The 21,341-nt window shown below is 52.8% G+C and carries 24 protein-coding genes and 1 pseudogene; 6 read left to right on the top strand and 19 right to left on the bottom strand.

Features of this window, described 5'->3' with window-relative positions:
• The first annotated feature begins 5 nt into the window (after positions 1-5).
• From V8L71_RS14055 to ettA, 3 genes are all read left to right on the top strand, one after another.
• Complete coding sequence (locus tag V8L71_RS14055; RefSeq protein WP_101147827.1) at positions 6-440, top strand: PAS domain S-box protein; 435 nt, start codon at positions 6-8, stop codon at positions 438-440.
• A 189-nt stretch (positions 441-629) separates the two neighbouring features.
• The gene (locus tag V8L71_RS14050; protein ID WP_008959622.1) at positions 630-842 is read left to right on the top strand and encodes a PA3496 family putative envelope integrity protein; all 213 of its coding nucleotides are present in this window, start codon (positions 630-632) and stop codon (positions 840-842) included.
• Between the two features lie 155 nt (positions 843-997).
• The gene (ettA, locus tag V8L71_RS14045) at positions 998-2,659 is read left to right on the top strand and encodes an energy-dependent translational throttle protein EttA (RefSeq protein ID WP_101147825.1); all 1,662 of its coding nucleotides are present in this window, start codon (positions 998-1,000) and stop codon (positions 2,657-2,659) included.
• 86 nt (positions 2,660-2,745) lie between these two features.
• On the opposite strand, the gene V8L71_RS14040 is transcribed toward ettA, so the two are convergent.
• The 7 genes from V8L71_RS14040 to phaR form a co-directional block, all read right to left on the bottom strand.
• Positions 2,746-2,904, bottom strand: coding sequence for a DUF1328 domain-containing protein (locus V8L71_RS14040; protein WP_101147824.1), 159 nt, complete (start codon positions 2,902-2,904; stop codon positions 2,746-2,748).
• Between the two features lie 75 nt (positions 2,905-2,979).
• Positions 2,980-3,621, bottom strand: coding sequence for a 2-polyprenyl-3-methyl-6-methoxy-1,4-benzoquinone monooxygenase (gene coq7, locus V8L71_RS14035; protein WP_336274487.1), 642 nt, complete (start codon positions 3,619-3,621; stop codon positions 2,980-2,982).
• Between the two features lie 49 nt (positions 3,622-3,670).
• Positions 3,671-4,012 carry a histidine triad nucleotide-binding protein gene (locus tag V8L71_RS14030; protein ID WP_008959626.1) on the bottom strand — a complete coding sequence of 114 codons (342 nt, stop codon included), beginning with the start codon at positions 4,010-4,012 and terminating at the stop codon, positions 3,671-3,673.
• 42 nt (positions 4,013-4,054) lie between these two features.
• Positions 4,055-4,927 carry a phosphoribulokinase gene (locus V8L71_RS14025; RefSeq protein WP_008959627.1) on the bottom strand — a complete coding sequence of 291 codons (873 nt, stop codon included), beginning with the start codon at positions 4,925-4,927 and terminating at the stop codon, positions 4,055-4,057.
• Positions 4,927-5,367 carry an acyl-CoA thioesterase gene (locus tag V8L71_RS14020; protein WP_101147821.1) on the bottom strand — a complete coding sequence of 147 codons (441 nt, stop codon included), beginning with the start codon at positions 5,365-5,367 and terminating at the stop codon, positions 4,927-4,929. Before V8L71_RS14020 ends, V8L71_RS14025 begins: the two co-directional genes overlap by 1 nt.
• 79 nt (positions 5,368-5,446) lie before the next feature.
• On the bottom strand, positions 5,447-6,733 hold the full coding sequence (gene purD, locus V8L71_RS14015; RefSeq protein ID WP_101147819.1) for a phosphoribosylamine--glycine ligase: 1,287 nt from the start codon (positions 6,731-6,733) through the stop codon (positions 5,447-5,449).
• A 66-nt stretch (positions 6,734-6,799) separates the two neighbouring features.
• Positions 6,800-7,306 (bottom strand): polyhydroxyalkanoate synthesis repressor PhaR, encoded by a 507-nt coding sequence (gene phaR, locus V8L71_RS14010; protein WP_336274486.1) that lies wholly within the window; start codon positions 7,304-7,306, stop codon positions 6,800-6,802.
• A 135-nt stretch (positions 7,307-7,441) separates the two neighbouring features.
• Between phaR and V8L71_RS14005 the strand changes: the two genes are divergently transcribed.
• Entirely contained in the window at positions 7,442-8,155 is a 714-nt protein-coding gene (locus V8L71_RS14005) for a 16S rRNA (uracil(1498)-N(3))-methyltransferase (protein WP_336274485.1), read from the top strand.
• Positions 8,156-8,185: 30 nt separating this feature from the next.
• Here V8L71_RS14005 and rloA3 read toward each other — a convergent pair whose 3' ends face one another.
• From rloA3 to hemH, 12 genes are all read right to left on the bottom strand, one after another.
• Positions 8,186-8,752: a retropepsin-like aspartic peptidase RloA3 gene (gene rloA3, locus V8L71_RS14000; RefSeq protein WP_101147814.1), complete on the bottom strand. Its 567-nt coding sequence runs from the start codon at positions 8,750-8,752 to the stop codon at positions 8,186-8,188.
• A 33-nt stretch (positions 8,753-8,785) separates the two neighbouring features.
• A complete protein-coding gene (locus tag V8L71_RS13995; protein ID WP_336274494.1) occupies positions 8,786-10,054 on the bottom strand; it encodes a lytic murein transglycosylase in 1,269 nt (422 codons plus the stop codon).
• Between the two features lie 92 nt (positions 10,055-10,146).
• Positions 10,147-11,592, bottom strand: coding sequence for a DASH family cryptochrome (locus V8L71_RS13990; protein ID WP_336274484.1), 1,446 nt, complete (start codon positions 11,590-11,592; stop codon positions 10,147-10,149).
• Positions 11,589-11,768 (bottom strand): DUF2256 domain-containing protein, encoded by a 180-nt coding sequence (locus tag V8L71_RS13985; protein WP_101147810.1) that lies wholly within the window; start codon positions 11,766-11,768, stop codon positions 11,589-11,591. The genes V8L71_RS13990 and V8L71_RS13985 overlap by 4 nt, the downstream gene beginning before the upstream one ends.
• A 222-nt stretch (positions 11,769-11,990) precedes the next feature.
• Positions 11,991-12,395, bottom strand: a complete 405-nt coding sequence (mnhG, locus tag V8L71_RS13980) for a monovalent cation/H(+) antiporter subunit G (protein ID WP_176302035.1) — start codon at positions 12,393-12,395, stop codon at positions 11,991-11,993.
• Positions 12,388-12,657, bottom strand: a complete 270-nt coding sequence (locus V8L71_RS13975; protein WP_176302034.1) for an MrpF/PhaF family protein — start codon at positions 12,655-12,657, stop codon at positions 12,388-12,390. The genes mnhG and V8L71_RS13975 overlap by 8 nt, the downstream gene beginning before the upstream one ends.
• On the bottom strand, positions 12,657-13,130 hold the full coding sequence (locus V8L71_RS13970; RefSeq protein ID WP_336274483.1) for a Na+/H+ antiporter subunit E: 474 nt from the start codon (positions 13,128-13,130) through the stop codon (positions 12,657-12,659). The genes V8L71_RS13975 and V8L71_RS13970 overlap by 1 nt, the downstream gene beginning before the upstream one ends.
• Positions 13,127-14,731, bottom strand: coding sequence for a Na+/H+ antiporter subunit D (locus V8L71_RS13965; RefSeq protein ID WP_336274482.1), 1,605 nt, complete (start codon positions 14,729-14,731; stop codon positions 13,127-13,129). Before V8L71_RS13965 ends, V8L71_RS13970 begins: the two co-directional genes overlap by 4 nt.
• Positions 14,728-15,075: a Na+/H+ antiporter subunit C gene (locus V8L71_RS13960; RefSeq protein ID WP_008958992.1), complete on the bottom strand. Its 348-nt coding sequence runs from the start codon at positions 15,073-15,075 to the stop codon at positions 14,728-14,730. The genes V8L71_RS13965 and V8L71_RS13960 overlap by 4 nt, the downstream gene beginning before the upstream one ends.
• 18 nt (positions 15,076-15,093) lie before the next feature.
• Positions 15,094-15,525, bottom strand: a complete 432-nt coding sequence (locus tag V8L71_RS13955) for a Na+/H+ antiporter subunit B (protein WP_336274481.1) — start codon at positions 15,523-15,525, stop codon at positions 15,094-15,096.
• Positions 15,518-17,869 carry a putative monovalent cation/H+ antiporter subunit A gene (locus V8L71_RS13950; protein WP_336274480.1) on the bottom strand — a complete coding sequence of 784 codons (2,352 nt, stop codon included), beginning with the start codon at positions 17,867-17,869 and terminating at the stop codon, positions 15,518-15,520. The genes V8L71_RS13955 and V8L71_RS13950 overlap by 8 nt, the downstream gene beginning before the upstream one ends.
• Before the next feature lie 237 nt (positions 17,870-18,106).
• The gene (gene hemH / locus V8L71_RS13945; RefSeq protein ID WP_336274479.1) at positions 18,107-19,186 is read right to left on the bottom strand and encodes a ferrochelatase; all 1,080 of its coding nucleotides are present in this window, start codon (positions 19,184-19,186) and stop codon (positions 18,107-18,109) included.
• A gap of 143 nt (positions 19,187-19,329) precedes the next feature.
• Here hemH and V8L71_RS13940 point away from each other — a divergent pair.
• Both V8L71_RS13940 and V8L71_RS13935 read left to right on the top strand, forming a co-directional pair.
• Positions 19,330-20,915 (top strand): annotated as a pseudogene (locus tag V8L71_RS13940) (cryptochrome/photolyase family protein).
• 9 nt (positions 20,916-20,924) lie between these two features.
• Positions 20,925-21,323: a thiol-disulfide oxidoreductase DCC family protein gene (locus tag V8L71_RS13935; protein WP_008958986.1), complete on the top strand. Its 399-nt coding sequence runs from the start codon at positions 20,925-20,927 to the stop codon at positions 21,321-21,323.
• The last annotated feature ends 18 nt before the right edge of the window (positions 21,324-21,341 follow it).

The raw sequence follows: 21,341 nt of genomic DNA, 5'->3' as shown, positions 1-21,341 counted from the left end.
CCTTGATGAAACGATCTCCATTGATCAGTCCAGAGCTGCTCGAACGCATAATTGACGCCTCGGAAGACGGTATTGTTGTTGCTGAACAGGAAGGCGATGAAAATATCCTCATCTACGTCAATAAAGGCTTTGAGCGCTTAACGGGCTATAGCGCGGATGAAATTCTGTATCGCGACTGTCGTTTTTTACAGAACGAAGACCGCGACCAGGATGCCCTGGTCTCTATCCGAGACGCGCTTAAAAATGGCAGCCCTTCTCGCGAAGTACTGCGTAATTACCGTAAAGACGGCACCATGTTTTGGAATGAATTATCCATTACACCGGTCTACGACGAAGCAGACGAGCTGATGTATTACATTGGCGTACAAAAAGACGTAACGGAACGTGTAGAGGCCCAGCTTGCGCTTGTGGAGTTACAAAAACAGCGAGATAACCGCTAATTATTAACTTTCTCACTAAAAAAACCGATCAATGCTTGAACTTCATCCCTACTGGCGTTATATAGCCGCAAGGCGCTTAATTTGCGCTAGGCGCTTCACTTTGCAATCCACACATGCTTTTTGATCCGTATGTGCTAATAAGTGGAGCCGTTGTTACGCCGGCACGCCGGCTGGGTTGGAGGACATCACATGAGCCGTGATCCCCTAAATCGTGAAACGTTTACCAGTGAAGCAATCGACTCAGACGAGTTCGAAAGCTTAGACGCCGTTAATGATGACCATTACGGTAAAAGCAAGCCTAGCAAAGCAGACAGCTTACGCGCACGACGCCAAGTAGAAGCATGGCTAGAAGAGCGTCGACTTCAGCGAGCCATAGAAGACGACTGGGACGAAGAAGAGTAAGCGTTGAATAGCTTGGCCTTCTCAGCCAATGAGTGGGCCTGGCTAGCCGCGCACCTTAAGCAGCCTAGCCTTTCCTGGCGCAGACCACTATCATCACTCCTTAGCCAGTAGCCTGCTGCTGTCGCTTTTTTCTATCAACAACCTAACGGATCTCCATGGCGCAATACGTTTTCACCATGAATCGGGTTGGCAAAGTAGTGCCGCCCAAAAAGCAAATTCTCAAGGATATCTCATTATCGTTTTTCCCTGGTGCCAAAATCGGCGTATTGGGGCTTAACGGTTCGGGGAAATCCACACTGCTGCGCATCATGGCCGGTGTCGATAAAGAGTTTGAAGGTGAAGCTCGTCCGATGCCCGGCATCAATATTGGCTACCTTCCCCAGGAGCCGGAACTAGACGACGAGAAAAACGTCCGCGACACCGTCGAAGAAGCGCTAGGGGCAATTAAAGAAGCACAAGAGAAGTTAGACGCGGTGTACGCAGCTTACGCCGAGCCAGACGCCGACTTTGATGCCCTGGCAAGCGAGCAGGGGCGGCTGGAAAATATTATCGAGGCGGCCGATGCGCATAACTTAGAACGCAAGTTGGACGTTGCCGCTGAAGCGTTGCGCCTTCCTCCTTGGGATGCCAAAGTCGGCAACCTATCAGGGGGTGAACGCCGCCGGGTGGCACTATGTCGCCTGTTGCTCTCAAGTCCTGACATGCTGCTGCTGGATGAGCCTACCAACCACCTTGATGCAGAATCAGTGGCTTGGCTTGAGCGCTTCTTGCACGACTACAACGGTACCGTAGTGGCGATTACCCACGACCGTTACTTCCTGGATAACGTGGCGGGCTGGATTCTTGAGCTTGACCGTGGTCAGGGTATCCCGTTTGAGGGTAACTACTCTCATTGGCTTGAGCAGAAAGATCAGCGCTTAAACCAAGAAGCCAAGCAGGAAGCCTCGCGCCAAAAAGCCATCAGGCAAGAGCTTGAGTGGGTGCGCAGCAACGCCAAAGGCCGCCAGGCAAAAAGCAAAGCGCGTCTTAACCGCTTTGAAGAAATGCAGTCAGGCGACTTCCAGAAGCGCAATGAAACCAATGAAATCTATATTCCGCCTGGTCCACGCCTAGGCGACAAGGTCATTGAGTTTCATAACGTGACCAAACGCTTCGATGACAAGCTGCTTTATCAAGACCTCTCTTTCACGATTCCCCCGGGTGCGATTGTGGGGATCGTCGGCGGTAACGGCGCAGGTAAGTCGACCCTATTCCAGCTGATTACCGGTAAAGAGCAGCCCGATGCAGGCGAGGTTGTGATTGGCGAAACCGTCGACATCGCCTATGTCGAGCAGTTACGCGATGCGCTGGACAACAAGCAAACTGTCTGGGAAGCCGTATCGGATGGTCAGGACATCCTGAATATTAACGGCTACGAAGTCTCCTCCCGCGCCTATGTGGGTCGATTCAACTTTAAGGGTAACGACCAGCAGAAGCGTTTATCGGAGCTCTCCGGGGGTGAACGTGGTCGCTTACAGCTTGCGCAAACGCTCAAGCAAGGCGCTAACGTGCTGTTGCTTGATGAGCCGTCAAACGATTTGGATATCGAAACCCTGCGGGCACTGGAAGACGCACTACTCGCCTTCCCCGGCTGTGCCATGGTGATTTCGCACGATCGTTGGTTCTTAGACCGTATCGCCACGCACATTATGGCCTTTGAAGGTGACTCTGAAGTGGTCTTGTTTGAAGGCAACTACGCAGAGTACGAAGAAGATCATAAAAAGCGAGTCGGCAACGATACGCCTAAGCGTATGAAGTACAAGCGCATTGATGCCTGATAGCTTGCCTCACACTGACGCGTGATATTGATAGCCAAGGCCCCGCACTGCGGGGCCTTTTTAATTGCGCTGATGTCAGTAAACGCCTAACGTCTGCGATCAGTAAGAAATGAAACGATACACAGAATTAAAAATAGCACGAACAGTATTTGCGCAATGGTCGAAGCAGCCCCGGCAATGCCAGAAAAGCCAACCACTCCCGCGATAATCGCAATGATGAAAAACAGCACTGCATTGCCTAGCATCCTTTGCTCCTTTCCTTGGTTATCGCTTCCCTTAGGGGTTTGCTGCACACTCCATTATGCGGCGTCTATTAGAATTTAAAGGTGATAGGCACTTTTAGAGATGACTTTCGATGCCAGTCGCATGCCCCACTTCACCGGGGCAGGAAAACGAATGCCCCCTGCCTCTAAAGCAAGATGGGCGTGATGCGCCTCATCAACAGCCATTTGGCGTAGGATGGCCCGTGAGCGATAGTCGCCGGGAGGTAGCGATTTTTGGTGAGCATCCAGATGTTTACCTGCCTGTTCTTCCGTGGCGGCAACAACCCCCAAACTGATACGATCACTGACGGCCCCAGTCGCAGCACCGATGCCAAACGAGGCTACATAAAAGAGTGGGTTTAAATAGCTGGGATGGCTTTGTAACTGCACTAAACGCTCATCACACCAAGCCAGATGATCGATTTCTTCCAGTGCAGACTGCTCAACCTGTTGACGCACATTAGGAAGTTTAGCGGTCACGCTCTGTCCCTGGTACAGCGCCTGGGCACACACTTCCCCAGTATGATTGATCCGCATCAAACCCGCCGCGTGACGGCGCTCTTGATCATTGAGCGCACCATCGACAACACCCGCTGCAGGGCTGGTGCGCTGCGATGCGGCCGCGTGCGGTATTAGCGTACGTAAAACAGTATCAAACTGGTGAATAACGCGATCCGAACGACTCTGTTGACGATCCATGGCAACACTCCGTTGTTTGATGACGGGTGACGATAGCGGTCTACTTAGACTAACCAGCAGGCCACGTGAAAGCGCGCCCACCCATTAAATGCATGTGGATATGGTAGACCGTTTGCCCACCCATTTCGTTGCAGTTCATAACCACACGATAGCCATCTTCAGCAAAGCCCTGCTCACGGGCAAGCTTGGCGGCAGTAAACTGCAGCCGCCCTACCGTGACAAGGTCGGTTTCATCGATATCATTGAGTGTGGCGATATGTTTTTTGGGAATAATCAACTGATGCGTCGGCGCCTGAGGGCCAATATCGTTAAACGCCAACACATGCTCATCTTCATAAACGATATCGGCAGGGATTTCGCGCTTGATGATTTTGCAAAACAGACAATCCATATAACTCTCCTTACGGCTTTCAGCCAATGCTGACGGTCACGATTAACGGAAGCGCCGCTGCGCCAGTAGATGCCTGACCAGAGGGGCAAGTATGAGCTCCATGGCCAGCGACATCCGCGCGCCGGGTACCACCAAGGTATGCGGGCGGGTCATAAACGAATCTTTGATCATTGCCAGCAGCCAAGGGAAATCAACCGTGGAGGGATCTCGAAAGCGGATGACCACAAACGACTCAGCGTCGGTGGGAATATCCTGCACTTCAAAGGGGTTGGAGGTATCAACAGTAGGCACCCGCTGAAAATTGATGTGGGTGCGCGAGAACTGCGGTTGGATATAACGGACATAGTCATCCATCCGGCCCAGGATAGTGTCAATAACCGCTTCTTGTGAATAACCACGCAGTTTGGTGTCACGGTCGATTTTTTGAATCCACTCCAGATTCATTGTGGGTGCCACGCCTACCAAAAGATCCACATGGCGGGCAATATCATACTCTTCAGTCACCAGCCCGCCGTGCAGCCCTTCATAGAACAGCAGGTCGGTTCCACAGGGCAGCGATTGCCACTCGGTGAACGTCCCCACCCGGTAGCCCGCTTCAATTTTCTGCTTATCTTCGGCGTGGATATAGTGCCGAAAGGTACCTGAACCGTGTTCGCCATACTCGCTAAACAAGCCTTCCAGGCGGTCCAGTAAGTTTGCCTCTACGGCAAAATGAGAAAGCTCATCTTTGCGCTCGGGCTCCTCCCGGAAGATACGGTGCAAATCATCGCGGGTGTAGCGGTGAAAGGCATCGCCATCAACCACGGCTGCATGCACATCTTCACGCAGAAACATCCGCTCAAAACTGCGCCGAACGGTGGTCGTGCCCGCCCCAGAAGAGCCGGTGACCGCAATGATCGGATACTCCCGTGACATCAGCCGCTCCTCGCATGTGCAAGCGCTTGTTTAACCTGCTCAGGCACCTCAACAGGACGACCCGTAGCAAGATCAATCAGCAGTTGATTAACCCGTGCTGTCGCGACAACCTGCTGGGAATCTGCCTGATAAATGCGCTGATAAACTGTCAACGCTGTACCTTGAGGCTCAGGCACGGCAGTCGCAATGATCAAAGCGTCGGGCCAGCGTGCTTCACTTTGATACGTTATCGCAAGGTCGGCGACGACCGATGGATGCCCGTGCATGTCCCATTCAGGCAGATCCAGCGCCGCAAAGGCCTGAATACGCGCCTCGTGGAGCAGCGATACCACCGCATCGTGCCCCAAGTGGCGGCCGTAGTTCATATCGGTTACCCGCACTGTCAAAGAGTGACGATGAATGACCGCTTCAGCGGGAAAGTCCAGCTTGACACGCTCCATGCCTTTTCCTCGTCAGTGAAGTAGGGAACCTCGGTTTAAACGGCGTATGCATTCAGAGCTAGCTCAGCATCAGGCTTACTTACCTCTCGCGAGCAATCGCTCTGAACGCGATATCACGTCGACACTCAACGCCTTCCCAGTGAATCGCGTGAACGCCTTGGTACGCTTGCTGCTGCGCTTCTGAAACGCTATCACCTAACGCTGTTACGCACAGCACACGACCGCCTGCCGTGGTGATTTCACCCTTGGCATTTTGCGCTGTGCCCGCGTGAAACACTTTGCAACCCGTCTGTTCAGCGTCTGCTAAGCCGTGGATAACATCGCCTTTGCGATAGCTGCCAGGGTAGCCCCCAGCAGCCAATACCACGCCTACCGCCGCACGCGAATCCCATTCGCAACGCTGCCCGGCCAATCGGCCTTCGGCACCCGCCAAGCAAAGCTCCGCCAGGTCAGAAAGCAAGCGCAGCATAATCGGCTGGGTTTCAGGGTCACCGAAGCGGCAGTTGTACTCAATAACGCGAGGGTTACCGGCGCCATCAATCATTAAGCCTGCATACAGGAACCCCGTATAGGCATTGCCCTCGGCAGCCATGCCACGCACGGTGGGCAGAATAACCTGCTCCATAATGCGCGCATCAACCTCAGGGGTAACCACCGGTGCTGGCGAATAAGCCCCCATACCACCCGTATTCGGGCCGGTATCACCATCGTAGGCACGTTTATGGTCTTGGCTAGTCGCCATAGGCACGACATTCTCACCGTCCACCATGACAATAAAGCTCGCCTCTTCACCCTCTAGGAACTCTTCAATCACCACCCGAGCGCCTGCATCGCCAAACGCATTGGCTTCCAGCATATCGCGTATAGCGGCCTCTGCTTCGGCCTCGCTAAGGGCTACGATGACGCCTTTACCCGCAGCCAGGCCATCCGCCTTGATCACTATCGGCGCACCCATTTTTTGCAGATAGGCCAGCGCGGGGGGTACCTCAGTAAAGGTTTGATAGTCCGCTGAAGGGATTTCATGACGAGCCAGGAAATCCTTGGTAAAGGATTTGGAACCTTCCAACTGGGCAGCCGCCTGCGTAGGACCAAAAATTGTTAACCCTGCTGCTTGAAAACGATCGACCACACCGTCTACTAAAGGCGCCTCAGGGCCTACCACGGTAAGGCCAATCTGCTCATCACGGGCAAAGGCGATCAGACCCTCTAAATCGGTTGCCGCAATCGCCACATTGGTTAACTTAGGCTCCGTGGCGGTGCCTGCGTTTCCAGGCGCGACAAATACTTGTTCAACCTGTTTAGATTGCGCTAATTTCCAAGCCAGGGCGTGCTCACGACCACCGCCGCCTATCATCAAAACCTTCATGTGCATCCTTCTCAAACGGGAGAGCTTTATCGGCGGCATTATGCCACAGCGCAGCGGCGAGTGGGGTCAGGAGGTAGGTTTGTTATCATCGTCGGTGTCGCGGTTATCGCTCTCAGTCTGCGTTGTATCTTCTGAGTCATCGGCTTGACCGGGTTGGTTCAGCGTGTTTTGCCAAAAGCGCATATTCTCTTCAGCTAACTCGCGCATAAACTCCAACGGCGTGTTACGCATCGCCTGCTTCCACTGACTTTGCAAGCGTTTTTGCTGCTCTAACATCAGTTGAGTGCCCTGTTCTAGGTAGCGCGACAGCGGCAACGGTGATGTCATGTCGTAAACGCGGATTAATTGCGCCAGCAGGTCGTTAGAAAATACTTCTGCCTCGCTGTCCGCTTGCTCCTGCTCGATAATAATAGAGAGCAAAATAGTACGCGTCAGATCTTCCCTGCTTTTGGCATCTTCTACCCGAAATGGCTCTTCTTCGATAATTAAACGGCGCAGGTCTTCCAGCGTTACATAACGACTTTGCTGCGTATCATACAACCTACGATTAGCATACTTGCGAATCACGCGCACGGCGCATCTCCTTAAACGCGATAGGGGCTTTTGTTCCCGTTACTGGTATTGTGCCTGCACCACGCGTCCATGCAAGCCACCTTAATAGTTTAGCAAGACGCACTGCGCCTGTTCTGTGACCAATAGACCCTCATTATGAATTTGATTTTGCTTGATCCTAACGATTTTACCGCCGACAGCCACGTCTGCATCACCGACCCACGTCGCCTGACCCATTTGCGCGATGTCCATCGCTCGACCCCCGGCGACCGTCTTACCGTAGGTGTACAGGGTGGCAACATGGGTAAAGCGCTGCTGAAGGAACTGACGCCGGAACGCGCCTATTTCCAACTGGAAGCCCTTGATGAACCACCGCCGCCACCACTTCCCGTGCACTTGGTGCTAGCACTCCCCCGCCCGCGGATGCTAGCGCGCACGTTGGAGCATGTAACGGCGCTGGGTGTGAAAGAGATCACCTTACTGCATACCAAGCGGGTAGAAAAAAGCTACTGGCAGTCACCCGAGTTACGCGCTGAGAAAATTCATCAACACCTACTATTAGGCCTGGAACAAGCGCGCGATACACAGCTACCTACTGTCACGCTGAGCAAAGGCTTTCGTCCATTTCTGGAGCAGCAACTACCTGGCCTACTGGGCAACCGCCGCGGATTGGTCGCCCACCCCGGTATGCCTGATCCCTGCCCAAGAAATATTAGTGAACCTACTTTATTATTGGTAGGGCCAGAGGGAGGGTTTATAGCGTGGGAAGTCGAGCAGTTGCTGGCAGCGGGTTGCGAGGGCATGCACCTTGGTCCGCGCATTCTACGCGTCGAAACAGCCGTGACCGCCCTGCTGTCACGGCTGTTTTAACTTAGAAAATGTCAGTGTAAATGTAAGTGGTTAAGATTGGTCATCTTCCGGGTCGTGGGGCACAACGGTTGCGTTTTCCCCACAGTCAGGATCTTGCAAGAAGGTTTCACGCACATCTAGCATGCCAAGGTGGCTAATCGTACGGCGGCCCAGTAGTAGCGGGTAGTTCATCTCTTCGCGGTCGCGCAGACTGAATTGCTCTTCATAAATAGTGTCGCCCATACAGACTTCCAGCAGCACCACAGGGCGTTCGTCGCGGCCGCCGGCTCCGCGCACTGCTAATTCTCGGTAGAGCGGACGCTCAATCTGATCACTGAAGACCTCACCACTCGCCTGATCTTCAAGCTTTAAACGAAAGCGTACCCACTCTTCATCATCTTGCTCAAACAGCTCAATATCCCGCGCATCTAGCGAGGAGGTTAAGGCGCCGCTATCGAGCTTGGCCTTCACCTCAATATCCCAGGGCTGCAGGGTTGCTTTTTCAACCCAGCCAAATACTTGATCGTCATCGGCCATTGCCACGGAGGCAGAGAGCAAGCCTCCCATCAACACACTGCCTAGTAACTTTTCTAGTAACTTTTTGCCCATTAATTGCATAACATCATCCTTGGTAAATTCGATTTAACCTGATCACTCTAAATGACTGCGTAACTGCTCAAGCAGTGCTTGCGTCGCAAAGCCATCCGGTATTAACCCTTGATCTCGCTGGAAGTTCCGCAACCCCTGGCGTGTATTGGGCCCCATTACGCCATCCGCGCCGCCCACAGAGTAACCAACGCGGTTTAGGCCCCGCTGAAGCTCTTGAACATCGTCACGGGTAAGCGGTTGCTGATCCCGCGGCCAGGCATGCTGTATCCCATCACGCCCGGCGATCGCATCACCCAAAGTTGCAACAGCCAACGCATAACTGGTCGCATTGTTATAGCGTAAAATGGCACGAAAATTTGCGCCTGCCAGGAAGGCAGGACCATCGGCGCCAGCAGGAATAACCATGGCCGCACTATCAAAGTCTGGCAACTCGTCCTGCCACGCCTCTACGCCTTGAGAACGCCATTCGGCGCTGCTGCGTCGCTCGGTCTGAGCATAATCAAAGCCTTCTGGCAAACGCACCTCGACTCCCCACGGCTGACCGGCATGCCAGCCAGCCCGGTCAAGATAGTTAGCCGTTGATGCCATAACGTCGGGGATACTGCCCCAGATATCGCGACGGCCATCACCATCGCCGTCCACGGCATAGGCTTCAAAACTGCTGGGGATAAACTGGGTATGACCCATCGCCCCTGCCCAAGAGCCTTTCATCTGCTCGGCGGCGATATCTCCTTCGTCGATAATACGCAAGGCAGCGAGTAGTTCATCACGAGCAAAGTCACGACGCCGTCCGTCATAAGCCAGTGTGGCAAGGGATTCCAAGGTCGAGAAATCGCCGAAATTACTGCCGTAGTTGCTCTCGATTCCCCAGATAGCGACGATAATTTCGGCAGGGATGCCAAAGCGCTGCTGCATCTGCAGCGCGGTATCCCGGTGGGCCGCGAACTTCTCCCTCCCGGTATTAACCCGTGTAGACGACACCGCAGTATCAAGGTATTCCCAGATAGCGCGGACAAATTCGGGCTGATAACCGTCGAGCTCAATCACCCGCTCGCGAAAGCGTACGCCATCCAGTGCACTGCTCAGGGTTGCTTCACTGATTCCCTGGTTGGCGGCATACTGACGAAACTCCTGAAGCCACTGCTGAAAATTTGCATAACTAACCTCAGTAGCCGCCTGAGTATCTACTTCTGTCATCAATTGAGAGTCGGCGAGCGCAACACTGCCTGCAAAAGGAGTGCTTAACGCGGCAATGAACGAGGCACATACTAAAGGGCGGAATGGTCGCCCAGCAGAAAAATTACGAGACATCATTTATATCCTTAGGCAGTCCTTGGCATGCCTGGGATGATGGCCTAGAAAAGTCGTAGATGCCAGCCTTCACGGCTGGTCATCAGTGAAGGTTACTTTGTAACGATAGTCAATATAGGCGGCTTGGCTGTTGTAACCGCTTCTTGGTAAGGAATTAGCCACTGCGCCCACTGTTCAGGTTCAACATAAGGCGCCTTAAACGCGAGAGCATTGACACGCCATGGTTGGTGGCGTGCTAAACCAGGGGGGAAATTTTCGAGCGGTTTCAACCAGTGTGCAACATACAGCCCTTGTGGGTCGTAATGGCCTGCCTGCTTAAGCACATTAAAATAGCGATCCTGTCGTGGATCCCGCCCTACCCCGGCAATATAACGCCAATTACCCCAGTTACTGGCAACATCGTAATCAACCAAGCAGTGCTCAAACCATAAAGCGCCTAATCGCCAATCCACTTTTAAGTCTTTCACCAAAAAGCTGGCCACGTTTTGCCGGGCGCGATTGGATAACCAGCCAGTGTGTCGCAGCTCTAACATCGCGGCATCGACAAACGGCAGCCCGGTGGTAGCATTTCGCCAAGCATCAAAAGCGGCACAGGGCGTGGCTGGTTGACGAGAGCCAAACATCTTCGTCCCTTCCAGCTCGGCGACACGGATAAAATACTCCCGCCACAGTAGCTCAAAAGTAATCCAATAACTCGATTCGGTGCTGCCGTGCTCCGCTTCCCACGCTTTCACCGCCGCATACACTTGGCGGGCTGACAGACAGCCGCGGGCGAGCCAAGGTGAAACACGGGTTGAAAAATTCGCGCCCAGCAGACCATTGCGGGTTTTCTTATACGTCTCTGCGCCCTGTTGACGCCAAATGTAATCGTTAAGGCGCGTATGTGCCGCCGATTCACCGCCCCGATACACATAGCCCTGACGGCTATCCGGCTGCCAGGTGGCGCTCTGCTCACAGACAGCTTTCAAGGGTGGAAACCCTCTGGGAGCTTCAGGCCAGGGGGGCAGCGTTACCGGTGCGCAGCGATTCTCAGGCACCGTACATTCTTGCTCTACGCTACGCCTGAAGGCAGAAAAGCTGTTGGGTAATGCCGCCTGCTCGAAAGGCAATGCATGGCGTTCAAAGAGGCGCCCGCTTTCCATGCGCGTAACGGTTGTTTCACTAGGCAGCGACTCTACAACTGCTTGGATATGGGCATTTTCGTCAACCCCAGGATGCTCGGCAACGCGCACTTGTCGGGCATTAAGCGAAGCGGCCAACTCAATGACAACATTACTCGGCTTACCAATGCGTACTAACAAATCACTGCCGCGTTGCAAAAGCTCACCGCGCAATTCCATCAAACTTTGCCATAAAAAGCGTAATCGGGCTGGCCCGATCCGCGGCGTCGATTCGCCCTCTATAAGAGGCGCCAACCACTGCTCATCCACGACAAAGAGACAAAGCAGGTAGCTAGGACGAGCGGTAAAGTGAAAAAGAGGATTATCCGCAATACGCAGGTCGTCTTGCAGCCAGACAATATCGATCGTGCTGTTCATGCTTGTGCCTCCTTGGGGTGCTTTGATGCCAAGCGCTTTGACTGCTTAGCACTACGACGGCAGCGTTCGCTGCAGTAGCACACCTCGTCCCAGCAGCGCGCCCATTTTTTCCGCCAAAAGAAAGGACGCTCGCATTGAACGCAGGTTTTTTGCGACAGATGTTGTTTGCGGTGCATTGAACATTACTCACGTGCAGCATGTAGCATGCCGCAAAACATAGACACATTATCTTATACAGTATAATTATTATACATGGTGAGCTTTCACTAGTGTGTATAAAAAAACGGGATTTATTAAACAGAGGATATGAAAAAGCCACCTGTGCGAAGGTGGCTCAATGGCGGTTATTCACTGGCGGGTGATAGGGTTTGTGTAACAACTGATGTCGTCAGCGTTATTTAGTCGGGGTCTGTTTCCCTTGGCTGGCGCTTGGCATTTTCCTGCGTTTCCAGGCCACTTTTTAATTCGTGGGTCAATGGGTCGTAGTTAGGGCGCAATTCATCCTTGACCGTTCCACTCCAAAGCTTGGAACCGACAAAGTAACCGGCTCGCCCAATAACATGGGCCGCGACCGGTGCAGTCATCAAAATAAACACAATAATGGCAAACGAACGGGCCACAATACCTACTTCTGCAAAGTGCATAGCGGCTGCCAGCATAACCAAAATCACGCCCAACGCCGCCGCTTTTGTGGTTGCGTGCATACGCGTTAGCAAATCAGGCAACCGCAGCAGGCCTACCGCGGCAAGCAGTATAAATAGCGAGCCCGCGATGATGAGTGTGCCTTTTATAAAATCAATCATCCCGTGGGCCTCCCCTTTCCAAAAAGCGTGCAAATGCCATCGCCGCCAAGAACCCCATCAAGGCGATCACAATGGCGGCATCCAGGAAGCTGGCAACATCTGACTTGATCGCATATACCCCAACCAACCCAACCACGGTGGTTGAAAAAAGCTCCAATGCGACCACGCGGTCGGGAAGGCTCGGGCCACGCACGACACGTACAAAGGTCAGGATAAGCGCCAAGCTCATGATAACTTGGCTGATCAGAATAACCGTATCCATTAGCGAAACAGCTCCAGGGCCCGGTGCTCCATCTCTTTTAAATTACGCCGTAACTCCTCTTCGTGATCTAAAAACATCGCATGGATATACAGCACCTTACGGTCATCAGACACATCCAGGCTCAGCGTTCCCGGTGTCAATGAAATCAGATTGGCCACCATGGTAATTTCCATTTCGGTGCGGGCGGAAAGCGGCATAGCGATAACCCCCGGCTTCATATGCCAAGGTGGCGTCACGATATCGAAAGCGACACGTAAGTTGGCTTGAATGAGTTCTTTTAGAAAAAAGCCGATAAAGCCGATAAAACGCGGCACACGAGCAGGATAACCTTTCAATGCATCCAACTGAGGCTCAATTAGCACCAGAGTGATATAACCGAAGATTAAGCCGACAAGGAGATTCAGTCCGCTGAAATCCCCGCTCAACAGTACCCAGGCTAATCCTAACAGTAGGTTCCAAATGGCACCGGTCATGGCAGCTCCTCCCCGGCGTCAGCCTTAGGTTCTTCATCTGCGGCGGCAGCTGAATCCAGCAGCACATCTTCGGCACTGGCTGAAGCGCCCAACACTGCTTCGATATACCCGCGAGGCTCAAGCAACTGATCACCAATGCCGGTCATTACCCACATAATCGGTTCGGCAAACACACCAATCAGTAACGATGAAAGAGCCAGCACCATTACTGGCAAATACATCATCCACAGACTTGGTTTTAACAGCCGCCCATCGTCACCGGTCGGCGTGGCCGTTTCGGGTACCAGATTATCTTCCGGTAGCGATTTCCAGAATATTTCATTCCAAATTTTGACCATGGAGTAGAGCGTCATTAGCCCCACCGCCAGCGCAATACCAGTGGCCACATAGGCCTCAACTTCCAGACCCGCGCGAACAATCACAAACTTGGCAAAAAAACCTGATAGCGGCGGCACACCGGCCAACGAGAAGGCAGAGATAAAGAAGGCAACGGCTAACCAAGGACGCTCACGATAAAGCCCCCCCATTTTTTTAAGCTGGTACGTGCCCTGCAACCGATGGGTAATACCGCTAACCAAGAACAGATTGGTCTTCACCACCATATTATGCACGATGGCAAACACACCCCCGGCAATCGCCAGCGGTGTATAAAGCGCCAAACCTAAGATCATATAGCCAATTTGGCTGACAATATGAAACGACAAAATGCGCCTGAACTCATACTGGGCTGCCGCACCCAATACGCCCGTTACCATGGTAAACACTGCGCCCCAAAGCATAATGTCCTGAAGATAGCCCATGGTTTGATCGAATATCAGCGTGAAAACACGGAACATCGCATAAACGCCAACCTTGGTGAGTAGCCCGGCAAATAGCGCTGAAACAGCGACTGGCGGCGTGTGATAAGACGCAGGTAACCAAAAGAACAACGGGAAGGCCGCCGCCTTGATCCCGAATGCCACCATAAACATGACCGCTAACACTTCGACCATGCCAGTGTGCTCTGCCTCATCCATGCGCAGCGCAATGTCAGCCATGTTGAGCGTTCCCACCATCCCGTAAAGTAGCCCCACCGCCGTCAGGAAGATCACCGACGCTAACAGGTTCAGCGTGACATACTTAATCGCCCCTTCCATCTGGGCCCGTTCGCCACCCAAAATCAGCAGCGCGAATGAGGCCACCAGCATCACTTCAAACCATACATAAAGATTGAAGATATCGCCGGTCAAAAACGCGCCGGTCACCCCGGCAAGCAACAGGTGCATCAAGGGATAATAGCCGAATTTTTCATGGCCACGGCCAGTGGCTGCCAATGAATAAATCCCCATTGCCAAGCCGATAATTGCGGTCATCAATACCATGACGGCACTGAGCAAGTCGGCAATTAAGGTGATCCCAAACGGGGCTGGCCAGCTGCCCATCTGCATCGTTACGTAGCCATCTGACAACGTCGATACAAATAGCCACAGGCTGACTATCAGCAGTGCGACATTGCCAGCCACCGCCATGAATCGCTGCATGGGTCGCGAGCGCCAAAACAGCAACGAGATAGCCCCTGACAACAAGGGCAGGAGGACGGGAAGAGCAACTTCAGGCCTCACGTATCAGTATCCTTCATCTTATCGAGATCATCGGCCTTAACGACTTCATAGGCACGCCGAATCAATACCACTGCAAACGCCAGCACCCCGAAGGCAATCACGATCGCTGTTAGCACAACCGCTTGGGGCAAAGGGTCAGCTACGCCACTAGGCGGCTGCATCATGCCTTCCGCAATCAGCGGCGGGGCACCACGGGTCATGCCTGCCGTGGTGAAAATCAGCAAATTGGCAGCGTTGGAAAGCAGCATCAAACCAATCACCAGTTTGACGATAGAGCGACGCAGCATCATAAAAATGGCCGTTGCATACAGCAGACCAATCGCCACTGCCATCAAAGGTTCCATGCGGTGCCTCCTGTGAATTCAGGGTTCATCCTTATCCACCTCCATCAGCGTCATGACCATGCCCGTTACGGAGCCCAGCACGGCAAGGTAAACGCCGATATCAAAAATCAGCGGCGTGGAGGCTTTAAAATCAATCACTGGAATAGTCCACCACTGGGCAGTCAAAAACGGCTGCCCCATAAACCAGGCGGGCACCACCGAAATCATCCCCAGAAGCAGGCCGATACCTATCAGGTCCCGGGGGTCGACCATCCGCAGTACTTCTTTGGTCGCGCTCACCCCAAAGGCAAACAGGTAAAGCGTAAAGGCCCCAGCGGCTACCAAACCGGCAATAAAACCACCGCCCGGCTCATCGTGCCCCCTGAGCAGCAGAAAAACAGAAAACAGCAATTGCAGCGGCATCAACAGCCGTGCCGCCGTATTGAGAATAATCGTGCCTGACTTAACCATCGTAAGGCTCCTTGGTGGTCACTTTACTGCTCTCCCCGCTCTTGCCATTGCTGTTCTCTCCATGACGCAGCTTAAGCATGGCAATTACACCAATCGCTGCGAGTGCCAGCACGAACATCTCACCCAGGGTGTCCAGAGCGCGATAATCCACCAAAATAACGTTGACGATATTGCGGCCGTAAGCCAGCGGAGCACTGTTCTCAATCATGTACGTCGAAATCGGTTCAAACTGCTGAATACTCCACGCAGTCATAATCAATAAGCAGATCAAAATGCCCATCATCGCGGCTACCACACCATCTCTTATGCGCTCTAGACTGGTGGAAAGATTTGAAAACCTCGGCAGCCGAAACAGCACCAGCACCAATAAAATCACCGTTAAAGTTTCCACCAGTAACTGAGTAATCGCTAAGTCCGGCGCGCTGAAAAGAATAAAAATTAACGCAATAGAGAAACCCATTACCCCAACCGACACGACGGCCCCAAGGCGCGAGCGAGTCGTTGTGGCAAAGAGAGCGCCCATTGCCATCGTGCCCGCCACCACCACCTCGTGGAAACGGACATCAAGATCAAAAGCGAATATTGGCGAATGGCGTAACAAGATTGAATTCCCAATCAGCGCAATAAGCGTGATCAACATCACCAGAATGTAGTTACGCATATAGCCGTTTTGCAGCAGCCGTGTTTGCCACTCAGAGAACTGCACAATGCCGTTCATCATGCTTTCATAGCCCGCTTCGGGACCATGGCGCATGATCGGAGCCAGTAATGAAAGCTTGGCTCGCACACTATCCCAACGCTTAAACAGCAAAAAGCCAACGCCCAGGCTGATGATCGACATTATCAACGCCACATTGATGCCGTACCAAAGTGACAGTGTCACCTCCATCGTTTCTCCAGAAACAGAAGTGGCAGCTGACGTTAATAAGGCATTAGCGCCTAGCAAGGCTGGCATTAAGCCCAACAGTAGCGACCCTACTGCCAGTAACGCAGGGCCCACCAACATACTCAAAGGCGCCTCATGAGGCTCAAGCGGGGTGTGACGACGTTTGCCATAAAAGGGCCGTAACGCAATGATAAAGGCCACCGCGATCGTCAAAATGGAAGCGACAAAAGCGAATAGCACCAACAACATGCGGAAGCTATCGGCGCCTAGCACAGACTCAAGCATTAGCTCCTTGCCGATAAAGCCGAACAGCGGCGGCACCCCTGCCAGTGACAGTGCCGCTACCAGGGCGATAATCGCCGTTACCGGCATTAATGCGCGCAGCCCGCCCATCTGAGTCACATCCTTGGTGCCTGTTTCATGATCAAGAATACCCGCGACCATAAACAGCGCGCCTTTATATAGCGAATGGGCGAGCAGGAAGGTGACAAAAGCCGTCATTGCGTACTCGGTTCCAATACCCAACAGCATCGTCAGCGTTCCTAGCGCCATAATGGTCGAGTAGGCGAGCAGTTTTTTGACATTAGTATGATGAATGGCCAGAAACGCACCGATGAGCATCGTGGTCGCGCCTACGACGGAAAGAATTCCCACCCACATCGCCGTGCCGCCTAGCTCTGGATGCAAGCGCGCCAGCAAATAAATACCGGCCTTTACCATGGTGGCAGAGTGCAGGTAAGCCGAGACTGGCGTAGGTGCTGCCATGGCATTAGGTAGCCAGAAGTGAAACGGAAACTGAGCCGATTTGGTAAATGCCCCTAGCAACAAGCAGACCAACATGGGTGTGTAGAGGGCGTGTTCGCGCAGGTCAGCTTCCTGACCAAGGATTTCCGCCAACGACCAGCTACCGCTCGCAGTACCCAGCAATATCAGGCCTGCCATCAACGCTAAGCCGCCAGCAAAGGTAACAAATAAGCCCTGACGTGCTGATTTTCGGGCGTTAATATCAGTGTGATTAAAACCAATCAGCAAATAAGAGGTGATGCTGGTGAGTTCCCAGAAAATAAACAGCGTCAACAGTCCGTCCGCTAACACCAGCCCCAGCATAGAGACCATAAAGGCGACGAGTGCGATATGAAAGCGAGCGATATCGGGATGATCTTTTAAGTAACCACCGGCATACACCAGCACGCAGGCGCCCATGACGGTGATCAATAGCCCAAATAGAAGTGACAAACCATCCAGCAGGAAAGTAAGGCTGATACCCAGGGAAGGCACCCACTGCCACTCCAACAGCAAGCTGCCGTTCTCAATGATTTCAGGGGCTTGTAGTAACAGCCAGGCCGCTAACCCTGCTGGGAAAAGCGCCAGTACAAGACTGGTGCGATGCCCAAACCAACGATGCAGTAGCGGTGACGACGCGGCCAGCAAAAACCCCATTAAAACGGCAAGTTGCATCTGGCGAAATCTCCTGAAAAATGAAAGGCTCACCTTGGAGGTTGAGGCGAATACCCAGGCATCATGCCCTGTCACTGGCATGCCAGCGTTGAAGTAGTGTGATTCTAAAGTTGTACACCTTATAACAGATGGTTTTGACTGACCAGTCAAACGCTTAAACGCAAACAGCCGCTGGCGAACAAAAACTCGTCTGCGGCTGTTGTCAAGAAATGACTATAGCAAATAAGGTGTTACACGTTAGGCAATAGACAACCAACCCGCTAATTCATTATTGATAACTCTTAGTAGCGCTTCGATATGGTCGTCGCGATCATTCAGGCAAGGAATGTAGCTAAACGTCTCTCCGCCCGCTTCCATAAAGCTATCGCGAATCTCCTCTTCAATCTCTTCCAGGGTTTCAACACAATCTGACGAGAAAGCCGGCGACATAATCGCAATATGTTTATGCCCCTGCTTGGCAAGCTCCGCTACATGCTTGACGGTTTGCGGGCCAACCCACTTTTCAGGGCCAAACTGTGACTGGAAGGCGGTATCGACCTCCTCTTTGCTGAAACCAAGCTTCTCACGCAGCAAACGAGTGGTTTTCTGGCACTGGCAGTGGTAAGGGTCTCCCTCCATCAAGTAACGCTCGGGCACCCCATGGTAGCTCGCGACAAGCTTGGTGGGCCGGGTCGCAAAACCGTCATAGGCTTCTTGTACCGAGTTAGCCAACGCCTGAACATAGGCAGGATGGTCGAAATACGCGGGCACTGTGCGAATGTATGGCTGCCACTTCATTTTCATCAACGTACGAAATGCTTCGTCGTTAGCCGTTGCCGTTGTAGGAGAACCGTACTGAGGGTAGAGGGGGAAAAAGACGATTTTTTCACAGCCCTTCTCTTTCATTCGGGTCAACACGCTTTTAGTAGAAGGGTTGCCATAGCGCATGCAAAAATCGACTTCGACATCGTCACCATAGAGTGCTTTCAGCCGCGCCGTCATTTTTTCGGTTTGAGCCCGGGTAGTGGTTAGCAGCGGGCTTTCGTTTTTTTCGTTATTCCAAATACTGCGGTACGCCTTACCCGACGAAAAAGGACGCTTAGTCAAAATAATCAACTGCAGCAGTGGCTGCCATTTCCAACCGGCATAGTCGACCACGCGCTTATCGGACAGGAACTCATTCAAGTAGCGACGCATTGACCAGTAGTCGGTGGCATCCGGTGTTCCCAAGTTCGCGAGCACAACACCGACCTTGGCACGCGGCACCGGCGGGTGATCACTAGGTGCATGGGCCAACCGACCCTCGCCCGGTTGATCCTTGACGACATTTTCGGTCATTACACTTGCTCCTGGAAAATAACGGTGTCACTGATCACTAATACAATTTATGAATACCAGAGGGCTAAATCCTATCACTTTTCGGCAAAGCGGCGGCATAAAGTTATACTATTGACATCATTTGTATAACTACAGGCCAACTCATGTCTAAGCCTCTGCTTCTAGTACTCGGCGACCAGCTCTCTTTTTCACTCACAACGCTGCAAGAAGCCCCCACCAATGCGGTCGTTGCTCTGTGCGAAGTCGCTGAAGAAGCACGCTATGTGCCTCATCATATTCACAAAATCGCCCTTTTTTTGGCCGCCATGCGTCACTTTGCCCAGGCACTGCGTGATAAGGGTTTCCAAGTCCATTACAGCGCCCTGGATGATGCCGATAATTGCCACTCCCTCATTGAGGAAGCCGAGCGTATAGCCGCACAGTATGGCTGCGACGAGATACGCGTTGCGCGGCCTGGAGAGTGGCGGCTGTGGAAGACGATGCACCAGCGTGAAGACGCCACGATTCCCTGGCGGCTTCTTGAAGATGAGCGTTTTTTTACGACGCCAGCGATTTTAGCCAGTGGGCAAGTGGCCGCAAACAGTTAAGACTTGAGTATTTTTACCGTGAACAGCGCAAGCGGACCGGATTCCTGATGGAGGGCGATGAGCCTGCTGGCGGCAAGTGGAATTATGATCACGATAATCACCAGCCCATCAAGTCAGCGCTTGAGTTTCCTGAGCTGCCACAACACCGCCAAGACAAGCTTACCCAAGACGCTCTGGCCGATGCGGAACGCCACTTTAGTGATCATATGGGCACACTGACGAACTTTAACCTTCCGGTGACCCGTAAGCAGGCATTAGTGGATCTTAAGCACTTTATGCAGCATGGATTGGCTCAGTTTGGCCGCTATCAGGATGCCATCAGCGATTCCGCACCCTATTTGTATCACTCGCGACTCTCTGCCGCGATGAACATCGGCCTACTGTCTCCTCATGAGGTTTGCGAAGCCGCCGAGCAGTGTTATTACGCAGGTGATGCCCCGATTAATGCAGTTGAAGGCTTTATCCGTCAAATTCTTGGCTGGCGCGAGTATGTACGTGGGCTCTACTGGACACAGATGCCCAGCTACAAAAGCACCAACCAACTCGGCTTTACGCGTGAACTGCCAACCTTTTATTGGGATGCGAATACCGATATGCGCTGCCTGCAGCGCGCTATTCAAATGACCATCGACAATAGCTACGCCCACCATATTCAACGACTCATGGTCACGGGCAACTTTGCCCTCCTTTGTGGCGTCAAACCGGAAGCTCTGTGCGATTGGTACTTAGCGGTCTACGCCGATGCCAGCGAGTGGGTGGAACTGCCTAATACGCTAGGAATGGTGCTCCATGCCGATGGTGGCTTGATGGGCTCTAAGCCCTACTGCGCCTCGGGTAAATATATCGACAAAATGTCGGATCACTGCCAGCACTGCCGCTACTCGCCAAAACAGGTTACTGGGCCTAATGCCTGCCCTTTCAACAGCCTTTATTGGCATTTCCTTGAAACTAATGCGGAGCGATTAAATAAAAACCCGCGAATGAAACTAATCTACGGCTCCCTAGGGCGCATGAACGATGAGAAGCGTGAGGCTATTCGCCAGCAGGCCGAACACTTTTTAGCACAACTGGAAACATCGCCGAGCTACGGGCAAACCTGCCACACCGCTGGCTATGCAATATCCACAACCGAACGCCAATAAGGAATAACAATGAGCCGCTACTCACCACTGAAGGCATCGCTCCCTGTTACGCTGTTTCATGACGGTCACTGCCCTTTTTGTCAGCAAGAAGTGGCATGGCTTAAAAAGCATCGTCACCAGGAACGCATCGCACTGGTAGATATCCAGGCCAGTGACTTTAACGCTCAGGCGTACGGGCAGGAATTTAATGCGATGATGGGCCAACTACATCTACAAGATAGCCAAGGAGAGTGGTATATCGGGATGGATGCCAGCCGTGCCCTCTATGCAGTGTTGGGCTACCGGCGGCTGGTGAAGATTTCATGCTTACCGGGTGTACGCGGCGTGATGAATGCCGGTTACCGTTATTTTGCCCGTCGTCGAATACGAATCGGGCGGTGGTGGGAAAAGCGTAAAGCTAAGAGTTAACGATTTATACGTGAAGCG

It is taken from the genome of Vreelandella indica (genome assembly GCF_037070225.1).
Taxonomy (GTDB): domain Bacteria; phylum Pseudomonadota; class Gammaproteobacteria; order Pseudomonadales; family Halomonadaceae; genus Vreelandella; species Vreelandella arctica.
This window is presented reverse-complemented; position numbering and strand designations above follow the sequence as displayed.

Coding starts and splice junctions, on each gene's coding strand:
- V8L71_RS14055 (WP_101147827.1), top strand. CDS start 6: ATGAAACGATCTCCATTGATCAGTCCAGAGCTGCTCGAACGCATAATT.
- V8L71_RS14050 (WP_008959622.1), top strand. CDS start 630: ATGAGCCGTGATCCCCTAAATCGTGAAACGTTTACCAGTGAAGCAATC.
- ettA (WP_101147825.1), top strand. CDS start 998: ATGGCGCAATACGTTTTCACCATGAATCGGGTTGGCAAAGTAGTGCCG.
- V8L71_RS14040 (WP_101147824.1), bottom strand. CDS start 2,904: ATGCTAGGCAATGCAGTGCTGTTTTTCATCATTGCGATTATCGCGGGA.
- coq7 (WP_336274487.1), bottom strand. CDS start 3,621: ATGGATCGTCAACAGAGTCGTTCGGATCGCGTTATTCACCAGTTTGAT.
- V8L71_RS14030 (WP_008959626.1), bottom strand. CDS start 4,012: ATGGATTGTCTGTTTTGCAAAATCATCAAGCGCGAAATCCCTGCCGAT.
- V8L71_RS14025 (WP_008959627.1), bottom strand. CDS start 4,927: ATGTCACGGGAGTATCCGATCATTGCGGTCACCGGCTCTTCTGGGGCG.
- V8L71_RS14020 (WP_101147821.1), bottom strand. CDS start 5,367: ATGGAGCGTGTCAAGCTGGACTTTCCCGCTGAAGCGGTCATTCATCGT.
- purD (WP_101147819.1), bottom strand. CDS start 6,733: ATGAAGGTTTTGATGATAGGCGGCGGTGGTCGTGAGCACGCCCTGGCT.
- V8L71_RS14005 (WP_336274485.1), top strand. CDS start 7,442: ATGAATTTGATTTTGCTTGATCCTAACGATTTTACCGCCGACAGCCAC.
- rloA3 (WP_101147814.1), bottom strand. CDS start 8,752: ATGCAATTAATGGGCAAAAAGTTACTAGAAAAGTTACTAGGCAGTGTG.
- V8L71_RS13995 (WP_336274494.1), bottom strand. CDS start 10,054: ATGTCTCGTAATTTTTCTGCTGGGCGACCATTCCGCCCTTTAGTATGT.
- V8L71_RS13990 (WP_336274484.1), bottom strand. CDS start 11,592: ATGAACAGCACGATCGATATTGTCTGGCTGCAAGACGACCTGCGTATT.
- V8L71_RS13985 (WP_101147810.1), bottom strand. CDS start 11,768: ATGCACCGCAAACAACATCTGTCGCAAAAAACCTGCGTTCAATGCGAG.
- mnhG (WP_176302035.1), bottom strand. CDS start 12,395: ATGATTGATTTTATAAAAGGCACACTCATCATCGCGGGCTCGCTATTT.
- V8L71_RS13975 (WP_176302034.1), bottom strand. CDS start 12,657: ATGGATACGGTTATTCTGATCAGCCAAGTTATCATGAGCTTGGCGCTT.
- V8L71_RS13970 (WP_336274483.1), bottom strand. CDS start 13,130: ATGACCGGTGCCATTTGGAACCTACTGTTAGGATTAGCCTGGGTACTG.
- V8L71_RS13960 (WP_008958992.1), bottom strand. CDS start 15,075: ATGGAACCTTTGATGGCAGTGGCGATTGGTCTGCTGTATGCAACGGCC.
- V8L71_RS13955 (WP_336274481.1), bottom strand. CDS start 15,525: ATGGTTAAGTCAGGCACGATTATTCTCAATACGGCGGCACGGCTGTTG.
- V8L71_RS13950 (WP_336274480.1), bottom strand. CDS start 17,869: ATGCAACTTGCCGTTTTAATGGGGTTTTTGCTGGCCGCGTCGTCACCG.
- hemH (WP_336274479.1), bottom strand. CDS start 19,186: ATGACCGAAAATGTCGTCAAGGATCAACCGGGCGAGGGTCGGTTGGCC.
- V8L71_RS13935 (WP_008958986.1), top strand. CDS start 20,925: ATGAGCCGCTACTCACCACTGAAGGCATCGCTCCCTGTTACGCTGTTT.